The following is a 12,624-nucleotide window of genomic DNA, read 5'->3' as shown; positions in this document are numbered from 1 at the left end:
ATTCACTCCTTGCTTGATGTGCCAGAAAGGGCGGCAGGTACTTGGAAAACATGTCGCATATAGGCGACGAAATTCGGGTCCTTGCAGTGGGTCTTGCCGGGCTCGTCGGAAATCTTGGCCACGGGTTGCCCGTCACAGCTGATCATTTTAAGCACGATGCTCATCGGCTCCACGCCTGGAATGTCGCAGGTCAGGTTGGTCCCGATACCGAAGCTCACATTAATGCGACCACGCAAGGCGCGGAAAATATCCAGGCATTTGGGCAATGTCAGGCTGTCGGAGAACACCAGGGTCTTGCTCATCGGGTCGATGCCCAGTTTGTGGTAGTGGGCAATGGCCTTTTCAGCCCAGATGACCGGATCCCCCGAATCATGGCGCAAACCGTCGAACAGCTTGGCGAAGAACAGATCGAAGTCCTTGAGGAACGCATCCATGGTGATGCAGTCGGTCAGCGCGATGCCCAGCAGGCCTCGGTACTCACGAACCCAGCAGTCGAGCGCGGCGATCTGGCTGTCGATCAGTCGCGGGCCCAGCTGCTGGTGGGCCATGATCCATTCGTGAGCCATGGTGCCCAAGGGCTTCATGTCCAGCTCTCGGGACAGGTGCACATTGCTGGTGCCGACGAAGCGGCCGGGGAAGTCGTGCTTGAGCACGTTCACCACTTCTTCCTGGACACGGTAGGAAAACCGGCGGCGAGTACCGAAGTCGGCCACTTGCAGTTCGGACAATTCGTCGGCACTGGCGTTGGCCGTCAGCCAGTCGAACTTGCGATAAAGCTGCTCTCGCGCCTGTTCCAGGACGACTTCACGGTAGCGATAACGGTTGCGCACCTCGCTGACGATGGCCAGCAGCGGTACTTCGAACAGGATGACGTGCAGCCAGGGCCCGCGCAGACGGATAAACAGCTCGCCGTTATCGATGCCGGTGTGCACATAGCGCAGGTTGAAGCGAAACAAGCCCAGGAAGCGCAGGAAGTCCGGCTTGAGGAAGCTGATGCGCTCGAGGAAACCCAGCTGGTCGGCGCTCAGGCTCAACTCGGCGAGGCGTTCGATCTGAAAACGAATTTCCGCGAGGTAAGGGCGCAGGTCTTCGCTGTTGCGGCAACGAAACTCCCATTCCACCTCGACGTTGGGGTAGTTGTGCAGCACCGCCTGCATCATCGTCAGCTTGTAGAAGTCGGTGTCGAGCAGGTTCTGCACGATGCGATCGGCAAACACGCTCTCGCTCATAATGGGAATCTCCAGACGGGTGCTGCGGCGTGCGGCAGTTCGTGTTGAAAGGTCTAGTGGCGCATAACCGTGATGGTTATTGCCAGTATTTTTTAGCGTCCGCAGATCTTTTGTGGTGAGGGAGCTTGCTCCCGCTCGGCTGCGAAGCAGACGCAGAATTTTTCATCTGACAGATTTTTAGGGCCGCTGCGCAGCCCAGCGGGAGCAAGCTCCCTCGCCATGGGGGGCAACTGTCGCTATGGCGGCGCATCAGGGCTATCGATCTGCTCCAGCATCCATTCCACGAACATCCGCACCTTGGGCACCTCCGCCGAATGTTCCGGGTACGCCAGGTAATAGGCATTAGTGTTGGGCATTGCATGTTGCCAGGGAATGACCAGTTTGCCGTCGGCCAGTTCTTCTTCCACAAGGAATCTGGGCAGCAGTGCAACGCCGCAGCCGACCTGCGCGGCGCGGATGCACATGTAAAAAGTTTCGAAGCGCGGCCCGTGGTAGCTGTGTTCGGTGTGGTAGCCCTGGTCATCGAACCAGTCGTGCCAGGCCTGGGGGCGCGAGGCGTTTTGCAGCAGGACCAGATCGGCCAGTTGCGTCGGGTCGGTAAAAGGCTCGTCCGGCAAGCTGCCCGGGGCGCAGACCGGCACCAGTTCTTCGCCGAACAGCTTCAGGGATTCGGTGCCCGGCCGCGATCCCTGGCCAAAATAGAACGCCAGGTCACTGCGTCCCTGCTGCAGGTCGTCGGCCTCCTGCTCGCTGCACAGGTCCAGATGAATGCTGGGATGGCGCAGGCGCCAGCCCTTGAGGCGTGGGACCAGCCAGCGGGCGCCAAACGTCGGCGGCGTGGAGACTCGTAGTACTTCGGTATCGCCTCCGTAGGAGCGCAAGTAATGGGTCGACATCTCGACTTGGGTGAGGATTTTTCGTACCTCTCCCAAGTACAAATCGCCAGCGGGTGTCAGTTGCAAGCGTCGGCGCACGCGACGAAACAGCAGGTGCTGCAGCAACTCTTCCAGTTGCGCGACCTGTTTGCTGACGGCGCTCTGGGTCAGGTTCAATTCTTCGGCGGCGCGGGTGAAGCTCAGGTGACGGGTCACCGCTTCGAAGCACTGCAGCGCCGTGATCGACGGCAAATAACGTTTATTGAGCATGACGGGGCCTTGGTTCTGGTCGCTCTGCTTGTCCTGTAATCAGGTCAGCATGAATAAACGGAATGATATCTCGCTTAAAGGTCGTTTGTTGGCAAGTCTCGGGCCAGCTACAACTACAGGTCTGATCAGCCGTGATTGCCCGGCTGCCACATCTTTGTCTTTCGCATGAGGAATTACCCATGGTTGCTGCATTGCTTGATCGTCTGGGCGTCAACCCGGCCCTGTACCAGAACGGCAAACAGCCCGTGCATTCGCCCGTCGACGGCAGTCGCATCGGCGCGGTGAACTGGGAAGGCGCCGCTGAAGTCGAGCAACAGGTCAGCCGTGCCGAACATGCCTTCGATTTGTGGCGCAAGGTGCCGGCGCCCCGTCGCGGCGAACTGGTGCGTCAGTTTGGCGACCTGCTGCGTGAATACAAGGCCGACCTCGGCGAACTGGTGTCGTGGGAAGCCGGCAAGATCACCCAGGAAGGCCTGGGTGAAGTGCAGGAGATGATCGACATCTGTGATTTCGCCGTCGGTCTGTCCCGCCAGTTGTATGGCCTGACCATCGCCTCCGAGCGACCGGGCCATCACATGCGGGAAACCTGGCACCCGCTGGGGGTGGTCGGGGTGATCAGCGCCTTCAACTTCCCGGTGGCGGTGTGGGCCTGGAACACCACGCTGGCCTTGGTGTGCGGCAATTCGGTGATCTGGAAACCGTCGGAGAAAACCCCGCTGACTGCCCTGGCCTGCCAGGCATTGTTCGAGCGCGTACTGGAGAATTTCAGTGATGCGCCGCCGTACCTGAGCCAAGTGATCATCGGTGGCCGCGATGCCGGCGAAGCCTTGGTGGATGACCCGCGCGTGGCGTTGATCAGCGCCACCGGCAGCACCCGGATGGGGCGCGAAGTCGCACCGAAAGTCGCGGCGCGTTTTGCCCGCAGCATCCTCGAACTGGGTGGCAACAACGCCATGATCCTGGCCCCGAGCGCCGACCTGGACATGGCCGTGCGGGCGATCCTGTTCAGCGCCGTCGGAACCGCCGGCCAGCGCTGCACCACCCTGCGCCGTTTGATCGCCCATGACTCGGTGAAGGAGGAGATCGTCACCCGCCTCAAGGCCGCCTACTCGAAAGTGCGCATCGGTCATCCGCTGGAAGGCAACCTGGTAGGGCCGCTGATCGACAAGCAGAGCTTCGACAACATGCAGGATGCGCTGGAACAGGCGCTGAGCGAAGGCGGTCGGGTGTTTGGCGGCAAGCGCCAGCTCGAAGACCAGTTCCCGAACGCTTACTACGTTTCGCCGGCCATCGTCGAAATGCCGGAGCAAAGCGACGTGGTGCGCCACGAAACGTTCGCGCCGATCCTCTACGTGGTCGGTTACAAGGATTTTGCTGAAGCGCTGGATTTGAACAATTCCGTGCCCCAAGGCTTGTCGTCGTGCATCTTCACCACCGACGTGCGTGAGGCCGAGCAGTTCATGTCGGCGGTGGGCAGCGATTGCGGCATCGCCAACGTCAACATCGGCCCGAGCGGCGCGGAGATCGGCGGTGCCTTTGGTGGCGAAAAGGAAACCGGCGGCGGTCGCGAGTCCGGCTCCGATGCATGGCGCGGCTATATGCGTCGTCAGACCAATACTGTGAATTATTCGCTGGAACTGCCTTTGGCCCAGGGGATTACTTTCGACTGAGAACCGGTCAGCGAAAGCTCTCTGTGGAAATAGTCCCCCTGTGGGAGCGAGCCTGCTCGCGAAAGCGCCGGATCAGCCAATATGAAGGTTGGTAGATGAACCGCTTCGCGAGCAGGCTCGCTCCCACATTGAATTCTGTGTTTGTTAGGTTTCTGTTGGAGTCTGGCAATGCCGTTACGCGAAGAATGTCTGTGGGAAAAGCTGACGCCACAACGGCCCGAAAACACCATGCTCACAGGCGAGGTCACGGTAGATGTCTGTGTGATCGGCGCCGGTTTCACCGGTCTGTCAGCGGCGGTGCACTTGCTCGAGCAGGGCAAACGCGTGGCAGTGCTGGAGGCCCATCGGGCCGGACATGGCGGCTCGGGGCGTAACGTCGGGCTGGTGAACGCCGGCCTGTGGATCCCGCCGGATGATATCGAGGCCGGTTTTGGCGAGGCGGTGGGCAGCCAGCTCAACCGCATGCTCGGGGCCGCGCCGGCCTTGGTATTCAGCCTCGTCGACAAATACAACATCGATTGCCAGCTGCGCCGCGAAGGCACCCTGCATATGGCCCACAACGCCCGGGGCGAGGCGGACCTGCGCAGCCGCGAAGAACAATGGAAACGCCGTGGCGCGCCAGTGGAACTGCTGACCGGCCAAGCCTGTGCCGAGGCTACCGGCACCGACAGGATCGCCGCGGCATTGCTCGATCGCCGCGCCGGCACGCTCAACCCGATGGCCTACACCAGCGGGCTGGCCAAGGCCGCCAAGGACCTTGGCGGCCAGTTGTTCGATCATTCGAAGGTCACGCGCCTGGAACGCCAAGGCCAGCGCTGGTCAGTGCAGACTGCCCAGGGCTCGGTGCTGGCCGAGCAAGTCGTGATCGCGTCCAACGCCTATACCGAAGGCGACTGGACCGAACTGCGGCGCAATTTCTTTCCCGGATATTACTATCAGGTCGCTTCGGTCCCACTGACCGACGCGGCCGCCCACCGCATTCTGCCGGGCGGGCAAGGTTCCTGGGATACTCGCCAGGTATTGAGCAGCATTCGCCGGGACAAGGACGGGCGCTTGCTGCTCGGCAGCCTGGGCAATGGCAACCGTAAGCCAACCTGGTTTCTCAAGGCCTGGGCGGACCGGGTGCAGCAGCATTATTTCCCTTACCTCAAACCCGTGGAGTGGGAGTGCACCTGGACCGGTTGCATTGCGTTCACGCCCGATCATCTGATGCGCCTGTTCGAGCCGGCGCCAGGCCTGGTGGCAGTCACCGGCTACAACGGTCGAGGCGTGACCACCGGCACCGTGGTCGGCAAGGCATTCGCCGATTATCTGTGCCACGGCGATGCCAAGGCATTGCCGATCCCTTTCGCGCCCATGGAACCCTTGGCCGGCGTGGGCCTGCGCAGTTGCCTGTATGAGGCGGGCTTTTCCCTGTATCACGCGGGCCAGTGCCTGCGGATCGTCATCTGATTGTTGAAAAGTGTTACGAGCAGCGGCGTTTTTCAACACAGCGGCTAGCCTGTTATGGTGCGGGCTGTAGCAGCCGCGCACCGGCAGTGTGCAGTTAGGTGACGCAGGTTGTTACACAGTGGTTGCACGCCGTTTCGTATGGCGGTTGCAATGATGGCTCATGGAGGGTTCCACCTACTTGTAAAAACGGTTGCACCTCGTCCGGTTTAGACGGTTGCACGCCCTGTGAAAAAGGGCCCGAAACAGTCGAAATAACAATAAAGCAGCGACTTTTTTAAGAATAAAAAACCGATGGCACGGCCCTTGCTCTTAGCTTTTCAGTGAAGTGAAGTCGCAGTGCCAACTAAAAAAAACCTTGGAGCACCACCTCATGTCCCAGACGTTTTACAAGAAAGGCTTTCTGGCCCTCGCAGTGGCAGCTGCGCTGGGTGTTTCTGCGTTTGCCCAGGCTGATGTGAAATTTGGTGTGGCGGGGCCGATGACCGGCGCCAACGCCGCGTTTGGCGAGCAGTACATGAAAGGTGCGCAGGCCGCGGCCGATGTCATCAACAAGGCAGGTGGCGTCAATGGCGAGAAAATCGTTCTGGTCGCCGGTGACGATGCCTGCGAACCGAAGCAGGCCGTGGCCGTGGCCAACCGACTGGTTGACCAGGACAAAGTGATCGGCGTGGTCGGGCACTTCTGCTCGTCCAACACCATCCCGGCCTCCGAGGTCTATGACGAAGCAGGCATCATTGCCATCACCCCAGGCTCGACCAACCCGGCCGTTACCGAACGTGGCCTGAGCGCGATGTTCCGCATGTGCGGTCGTGACGACCAGCAAGGCATCGTGGCTGGCGACTACATCGTCGACGTGCTCAAGGGCAAGAAAGTCGTCGTCCTGCACGACAAGGACACCTACGGCCAAGGCCTGGCGGATGCTACCAAGGCACAACTGGCCAAGCGTGGCGTGACCCCTGTGTTGTACGAAGGCCTGACCCGTGGCGAAAAAGACTTCAGCGCCGTGGTGACCAAGATCCGTTCGGCCGGTGCCGACGTGGTCTACTTCGGCGGCCTGCACCCGGAAGCCGGCCCGCTGGTTCGCCAGCTGCGTGAGCAAGGCCTCAAGGACGTCAAGTTCATGTCCGACGATGGCATCGTCACCGATGAACTGGTCACTACCGCTGGTGGCGCGCAATACGTCGACGGCGTGTACATGACCTTCGGCGCCGACCCGCGCCTGCTGCCGGACAGCAAGGCCGTGGTGGACGCTTTCCGTGCCCAGGGCGTCGAGCCTGAGGGCTACACCCTGTACGCCTATGCCTCGGTGCAGGCACTGGCCGCCGGTTTCAATGGTGCCAAGTCCAACAAGGGCGAAGACGCCGCCAAGTGGCTGAAAGCCAACCCGGTGAAAACCGTCATGGGCGAAAAAGCCTGGGACTCCAAGGGAGACCTGAAAGTCTCCGACTATGTGGTCTACCAGTGGGACAAGGACGGCAAATACCACCAGTTGGAAAAACAGAAGTAAGGGCTGAAGCGACCGTCCAGACCCTTCTGGAAGCCGGCCAAACTCCGGTTTCCAGAAGGTGCGCGCTGGTCGCGCCTGACATTGCTCCGACGTAAATCTGTATTTTCCTTAGAAGAGCCGCACGCCCTGGGTGTGCAGGTTCTCACTGCGTGAGATTGCGTTATGGATGGTATTTTCCTGCAGCAACTGATCAATGGCCTGACCCTCGGGTCGGTCTATGGTCTGATCGCCATCGGCTACACAATGGTCTATGGCATCATCGGCATGATCAACTTCGCCCACGGCGAGGTTTACATGATTTCCGCTTACCTCGCGGCAATCAGTCTGGCTCTGCTGGCTTACTTCGGTATCGAATCCTTTCCGCTGATGATCCTTGGCACTCTGGTGTTCACGATCGTGGTCACCGGGGTATACGGCTGGGTCATCGAACGCGTCGCCTACAAACCCCTGCGCAACTCCACCCGACTGGCACCGCTGATCAGCGCCATCGGCATCTCGCTGATCCTGCAGAACTACGCGCAGATCAGCCAGGGCGCCCGCCAACAGGGTGTGCCGACACTGCTCGAAGGCGCCATGCGCGTCGATATCGGTACCGGCTTCGTGCAGCTCACCTACACCAAGATATTCATCCTGATTGCCGCATTCGCCGGCATGGCGCTGCTGACCTACATCATCAAATACACCAAGCTCGGCCGCATGTGCCGTGCCACCCAGCAAGACCGCAAGATGGCCTCCATCCTTGGCATCAACACCGACCGGGTGATTTCCTACGTGTTCATCATCGGTGCGGCTATGGCGGCCCTGGCCGGTGTGCTGATTACCATGAACTACGGCACCTTCGACTTCTATGCCGGCTTCATCATCGGCATCAAGGCGTTCACCGCGGCGGTACTCGGCGGCATCGGCTCCCTGCCTGGGGCAATGCTCGGCGGGATCATCCTCGGGATCTCCGAGTCGCTGTTCGCCGGTCTGATCAACTCCGACTACAAAGACGTGTTCAGTTTCTCGCTGCTGGTGCTGATTCTGATTTTCCGTCCCCAAGGCCTGTTGGGTCGCCCACTCGTGGCGAAGGTATAAGTATGTCTGCTGCCAATAAACCGCTTGATATCAAAAAGAGCGTCATCGACGCGATCCTGGCCGGCCTGATCTCGCTGATCGTATTCGGGCCGATCGTCGGCGTAGTGCTCGACGGCTACAGCTTCAACCTGCAACCGGCCCGCGTCGGCTGGCTGGTGGCGATCGTGATGGTCGGGCGCTTTGCCCTGAGCCTGTTCCTGCAAACCCCGAAGGGGCTGAAGATCCTCCAGGGGTTCGAGAGCACCGGTTCCGGCGTGCATGTGCTGCCACCCGACTACAAATCGCGGCTGCGCTGGATCATCCCGGCCCTGATCGTGATTGCCATCGTGTTCCCGTTCTTCGCTAACAAGTACGTGCTTACCGTAGTGATCCTCGGGCTGATCTACGTGCTGCTGGGCCTGGGCCTGAACATTGTGGTCGGCCTGGCCGGGTTGCTCGATCTGGGTTACGTGGCGTTCTACGCCATCGGCGCCTACGGCCTGGCGCTGGGTTACCAATACTTGGGGCTGGGTTTCTGGACCGTGCTGCCGCTGGCGGCCATCGCAGCGGCGATGGCGGGGTGTATTTTAGGATTCCCCGTGTTACGAATGCACGGTGACTACCTGGCCATCGTGACCCTGGGTTTCGGCGAGATCATCCGGCTGGTGCTGAACAACTGGTTGTCGTTCACTGGCGGGCCGAATGGCATGCCGGTTCCTGCGCCAACCTTCCTGGGCCTGGAGTTCGGCAGGCGAGCGAAGGACGGCGGGGTGCCGTTCCATGAGTTCTTCGGCATCGACTACAACCCCAACATCAAATTCCTGTTCATCTACATCGTGTTGTTCATCACCGTACTGCTGGTGCTCTACGTCAAGCATCGCCTGACCCGCATGCCGGTCGGCCGCGCTTGGGAGGCCCTGCGCGAGGACGAGATCGCCTGTCGCTCCATGGGCTTGAACCATGTGCTGGTCAAGCTTTCCGCGTTCACTATCGGTGCTTCCACCGCTGGCCTGGCAGGTGTGTTCTTCGCCAGTTACCAGGGTTTCGTCAATCCGTCCTCGTTCACCTTCTTCGAGTCGGCGTTGATCCTGGCAATCGTGGTGCTGGGTGGCATGGGCTCGACGGTTGGCGTGGTGATCGCGGCATTCGTGCTCACCGTGGCGCCGGAGCTGTTGCGCAGTTTCTCCGAGTACCGCGTGCTGCTGTTCGGCGTGTTGATGGTATTGATGATGATCTGGCGCCCACGCGGCCTGATCCGCATCAGCCGTACCGGTGTGACGCCGCGCAAGGGGGTAGCGCCATGAGCGAAGTCGTACTCAAAGTCGAAAACCTGATGATGCAGTTCGGTGGCATCAAGGCCCTCAGCGACGTCAGCCTGCAAGTCAAGCGCAACTCGATCTTCGCCCTGATCGGCCCCAACGGCGCGGGCAAGACCACGGTGTTCAACTGCCTGACCGGTTTCTACAAGGCTTCGGGCGGCAAGATCGAACTCAACGTGCGTGGCGAGCAGACCAACGTGATCAAGTTGTTGGGCGAAGCGTTCCGCCCGACGGACTTTGTCTCGCCAAAGTCTTTCGCCAGCCGGCTGTACTACAAGATGTTCGGCGGCACCCACCTGGTAAACCGCGCCGGCCTGGCGCGAACGTTCCAGAACATTCGCCTGTTCAAGGAAATGTCGGTGCTGGAAAACCTGCTGGTGGCCCAGCACATGTGGGTCAATCGCAGCCTGGTGGCGGGCATCCTAAATACCAAGGGGTATCGCCAGGCTGAAAGCGATGCCCTGGACCACGCTTTCTACTGGCTGGAAGTTGTGGACCTGGTGGACTGTGCCAACCGCCTGGCTGGTGAGCTTTCCTACGGCCAGCAGCGCCGCCTGGAAATCGCTCGGGCGATGTGCACGCGTCCGCAGATCATCTGCCTCGACGAACCGGCCGCCGGCCTCAATCCCCAGGAAACCGAAGCGCTGAGCGCGATGATCCGGCTGCTGCGCGACGAGCACGATCTGACCGTGGTGCTGATCGAACACGACATGGGCATGGTGATGAGTATTTCCGATCACATCGTAGTGCTGGACCATGGCAACGTGATTGCCGAGGGCGGTCCCGAGGCGATTCGCAACGATCCGAAGGTGATCGCGGCTTATCTGGGCGCCGATGAAGAGGAATTGGTATGAGTGGGCCTATCCTCGAACTCAAGGAGCTGGACGTGTTCTACGGGCCGATCCAGGCCCTGAAGAAAGTCTCGATGCACATCGGCGAAGGCGAAACCGTGAGCCTGATCGGCTCCAACGGTGCCGGCAAGTCCACGCTGCTGATGTCGATCTTCGGCCAGCCCCGCGCTGCGGGTGGGCAGATCATCTACCAGGGCGTGGACATCACCCACAAGTCGTCGCACTACATCGCCTCTAACGGCATCGCTCAATCGCCGGAAGGGCGCCGGGTGTTCCCCGACATGACCGTTGAGGAAAACCTGCTGATGGGCACCATTCCTATCGGTGACAAATACGCCAGCGAAGACATGCAGCGCATGTTCGAGCTGTTCCCGCGGCTCAAGGAGCGCCGCAACCAGCGAGCCATGACCATGTCCGGCGGCGAGCAGCAAATGCTCGCCATCGCCCGGGCCTTGATGAGCCGGCCGAAATTGTTGCTGCTCGACGAGCCGAGCCTGGGGCTGGCGCCGATCGTGGTGAAGCAGATCTTCGCCACCCTGCGGGAGCTGGCGTCCACCGGCATGACTATCTTCCTGGTGGAGCAGAACGCCAACCACGCGCTCAAGCTGTCGGACCGGGCCTACGTGATGGTCAACGGAGAAATCCGCCTGACCGGCAGCGGCAAGGAACTGCTCGCCAACGAAGAGGTGCGCAACGCGTATCTTGGCGGGCATTGAGGCGGCAGCTGCAATGAAAAAAACCGGCGAGTGATCGCCGGTTTTTTTATCTCTCCAAACCACCATCGTCTCCTGTGGGAGCGAGCCTGCTCGCGAATGCGCCGGATCAGTTGTCGCTCATGTATTTGACTCGCCGCCTTCGCGAGCAGGCTCGCTCCCACAGGGGGATATATACAGTTTTCAGAATTGTGGACAACAATCTCGAAGCCCTGCGAAACCGCGACATAAAGTCGCCGCAAACAGTTGTTTTGTCACGGTTTTGACTTGTCCCCGTTTGCTGTTGAACTGGCTGTGGGTAACGTGGGTGTACTTGGCTGGAGCCCTTTGATTACGAGGCTTTCAGCGAGGTGAGCGTTTTTTGATCAGGCAGTTTTGGTCATTCGGAAGTGGCAGTTGTCAACAGTTTTTTGAGCGTCATAGGCGTTCGGAAAACGGTGAGCAAGCCTGTGGATAAGTCTGTGACTAAACTCTGGAAAGACCGCGCTGAGCAGCGTCGTTGCTGGCTTGGCGCCATCGTCTATCTAGACTCGGCTTATAGCAGATAACTTCTGCTGCACAAGCTCAGTTGGCGGGTCAAGCGAAAAAAATTTCCAAATGTCCCGCAAAGCCTTATACACAGCGGCTTCCGGTGTTCGTACTTGCCCCCGATTATTGTGGACGTGCCTGTGGATAAGATGCGCGCAACCCGCTGCAGCCCTTGTTTGGCAAGGCCTGGGCTCGATTGGTTGTTTTATGACCAGCCGTGCAGGCAAAAACGCGTCCTCAAGCCTTGCCCACGGCGTGTCAGGGCGGGCATGCTGTGGGCCGATTTCCATTAATGGTTTGAAGCCCAAGCAAGGAGAACACGATGTCCGACACCCTGTTTATCACCGGCGCTACGTCCGGTTTTGGTGAAGCCTGTGCCCGTCGTTTTGCCGAGGCCGGTTGGAAACTGGTGCTGACCGGTCGTCGTGAAGAGCGCCTCAGCGCCCTCTGTGCCGAGTTATCGAAGCAGACCGAGGTCCATGGTCTGGTTCTGGACGTGCGTGATCGCAAGGCAATGGAAGAGGCCATCGCCAGCCTGCCGCCTTCGTTCGCCAAATTGCGTGGGCTGATCAATAACGCCGGCCTAGCCCTGGGCGTCGACCCCGCGCCCAAGTGCGACCTCGATGACTGGGACACCATGGTCGACACCAATGTCAAGGGCCTGATCTACAGCACTCGCCTGCTGTTGCCGCGGCTGATTGCCCATGGCCGTGGCGCCGGGATCGTCAACCTGGGCTCCATCGCCGGCAACTACCCATATCCGGGCAGTCACGTGTATGGCGCGAGCAAGGCTTTCGTCAAACAGTTCTCGCTGAACCTGCGCTGTGACCTGCAGGGCACCGGCGTGCGGGTGAGCAATATCGAGCCGGGGCTGTGCGAGAGCGAATTTTCCCTGGTGCGCTTCGGTGGTGACCAGGAGCGCTACAACGCGACTTACGCTGGCGCCGAGCCGATCCAGCCGCAGGACATCGCCGACACCATTTTCTGGGTGCTCAACACCCCGGCGCACATCAACATCAACAGCCTGGAGCTGATGCCGGTGAGCCAGACCTGGGCCGGCTTCGCCATCGAGCGCAACAAGGCCTGACGGGGTTCTGGAGATGAGCTTTTGTGGCGAGGGAGCTTGCTCCCGCTGGGCCGCGTAGCGGCCCAAA

Annotated in this window: 10 protein-coding genes; 8 read left to right on the top strand and 2 right to left on the bottom strand. The window is 60.3% G+C overall.

What is annotated here, in order from left to right; translation table 11 throughout:
• Window positions 1-2: 2 nt before the first annotated feature.
• Together pncB and J3P94_RS24620 are read right to left on the bottom strand one after the other, a co-directional pair.
• Window positions 3-1,229 (bottom strand): nicotinate phosphoribosyltransferase, encoded by a 1,227-nt coding sequence (pncB, locus tag J3P94_RS24625; RefSeq protein ID WP_305497159.1) that lies wholly within the window; start codon window positions 1,227-1,229, stop codon window positions 3-5.
• A 236-nt stretch (window positions 1,230-1,465) separates the two neighbouring features.
• A complete protein-coding gene (locus J3P94_RS24620) occupies window positions 1,466-2,374 on the bottom strand; it encodes a LysR family transcriptional regulator (protein ID WP_434569987.1) in 909 nt (302 codons plus the stop codon).
• A 179-nt stretch (window positions 2,375-2,553) separates the two neighbouring features.
• Here J3P94_RS24620 and amaB point away from each other — a divergent pair, with 179 nt between their 5' ends.
• The 8 genes from amaB to J3P94_RS24580 all read left to right on the top strand — a co-directional run bounded on the left by amaB (window position 2,554) and on the right by J3P94_RS24580 (window position 12,557).
• On the top strand, window positions 2,554-4,044 hold the full coding sequence (amaB, locus tag J3P94_RS24615; RefSeq protein ID WP_434569986.1) for an L-piperidine-6-carboxylate dehydrogenase: 1,491 nt from the start codon (window positions 2,554-2,556) through the stop codon (window positions 4,042-4,044).
• A gap of 168 nt (window positions 4,045-4,212) precedes the next feature.
• Window positions 4,213-5,496, top strand: coding sequence for an L-pipecolate oxidase (amaA, locus tag J3P94_RS24610; protein WP_434569985.1), 1,284 nt, complete (start codon window positions 4,213-4,215; stop codon window positions 5,494-5,496).
• A 370-nt stretch (window positions 5,497-5,866) separates the two neighbouring features.
• Entirely contained in the window at window positions 5,867-7,003 is a 1,137-nt protein-coding gene (locus J3P94_RS24605; protein ID WP_434569984.1) for a branched-chain amino acid ABC transporter substrate-binding protein, read from the top strand.
• Window positions 7,004-7,165: 162 nt separating this feature from the next.
• Complete coding sequence (locus tag J3P94_RS24600; protein WP_039592565.1) at window positions 7,166-8,080, top strand: ABC transporter permease subunit; 915 nt, start codon at window positions 7,166-7,168, stop codon at window positions 8,078-8,080.
• 2 nt (window positions 8,081-8,082) lie between these two features.
• Entirely contained in the window at window positions 8,083-9,363 is a 1,281-nt protein-coding gene (livM, locus tag J3P94_RS24595; RefSeq protein ID WP_434569983.1) for a high-affinity branched-chain amino acid ABC transporter permease LivM, read from the top strand.
• A complete protein-coding gene (locus tag J3P94_RS24590; protein WP_434569982.1) occupies window positions 9,360-10,232 on the top strand; it encodes an ABC transporter ATP-binding protein in 873 nt (290 codons plus the stop codon). The genes livM and J3P94_RS24590 overlap by 4 nt, the downstream gene beginning before the upstream one ends.
• The gene (locus tag J3P94_RS24585) at window positions 10,229-10,945 is read left to right on the top strand and encodes an ABC transporter ATP-binding protein (protein WP_305497148.1); all 717 of its coding nucleotides are present in this window, start codon (window positions 10,229-10,231) and stop codon (window positions 10,943-10,945) included. The genes J3P94_RS24590 and J3P94_RS24585 overlap by 4 nt, the downstream gene beginning before the upstream one ends.
• Window positions 10,946-11,792: 847 nt before the next feature.
• Window positions 11,793-12,557: an SDR family oxidoreductase gene (locus tag J3P94_RS24580; RefSeq protein WP_434569981.1), complete on the top strand. Its 765-nt coding sequence runs from the start codon at window positions 11,793-11,795 to the stop codon at window positions 12,555-12,557.
• Window positions 12,558-12,624: the final 67 nt, after the last annotated feature.

Source organism: Pseudomonas sp. Z3-8, from assembly GCF_051131975.1.
Classification (GTDB): domain Bacteria; phylum Pseudomonadota; class Gammaproteobacteria; order Pseudomonadales; family Pseudomonadaceae; genus Aquipseudomonas.
The sequence above is the reverse complement of the archived record's forward strand: the minus strand, read 5'-3'. Positions and strand labels throughout refer to the sequence as shown.

Excerpts from the sequence above, each read along its gene's own strand:
- pncB (WP_305497159.1), bottom strand. The coding sequence starts at position 1,229 with ATGAGCGAGAGCGTGTTTGCCGATCGCATCGTGCAGAACCTGCTCGAC.
- J3P94_RS24620 (WP_434569987.1), bottom strand. The coding sequence starts at position 2,374 with ATGCTCAATAAACGTTATTTGCCGTCGATCACGGCGCTGCAGTGCTTC.
- amaB (WP_434569986.1), top strand. The coding sequence starts at position 2,554 with ATGGTTGCTGCATTGCTTGATCGTCTGGGCGTCAACCCGGCCCTGTAC.
- amaA (WP_434569985.1), top strand. The coding sequence starts at position 4,213 with ATGCCGTTACGCGAAGAATGTCTGTGGGAAAAGCTGACGCCACAACGG.
- J3P94_RS24605 (WP_434569984.1), top strand. The coding sequence starts at position 5,867 with ATGTCCCAGACGTTTTACAAGAAAGGCTTTCTGGCCCTCGCAGTGGCA.
- J3P94_RS24600 (WP_039592565.1), top strand. The coding sequence starts at position 7,166 with ATGGATGGTATTTTCCTGCAGCAACTGATCAATGGCCTGACCCTCGGG.
- livM (WP_434569983.1), top strand. The coding sequence starts at position 8,083 with ATGTCTGCTGCCAATAAACCGCTTGATATCAAAAAGAGCGTCATCGAC.
- J3P94_RS24590 (WP_434569982.1), top strand. The coding sequence starts at position 9,360 with ATGAGCGAAGTCGTACTCAAAGTCGAAAACCTGATGATGCAGTTCGGT.
- J3P94_RS24585 (WP_305497148.1), top strand. The coding sequence starts at position 10,229 with ATGAGTGGGCCTATCCTCGAACTCAAGGAGCTGGACGTGTTCTACGGG.
- J3P94_RS24580 (WP_434569981.1), top strand. The coding sequence starts at position 11,793 with ATGTCCGACACCCTGTTTATCACCGGCGCTACGTCCGGTTTTGGTGAA.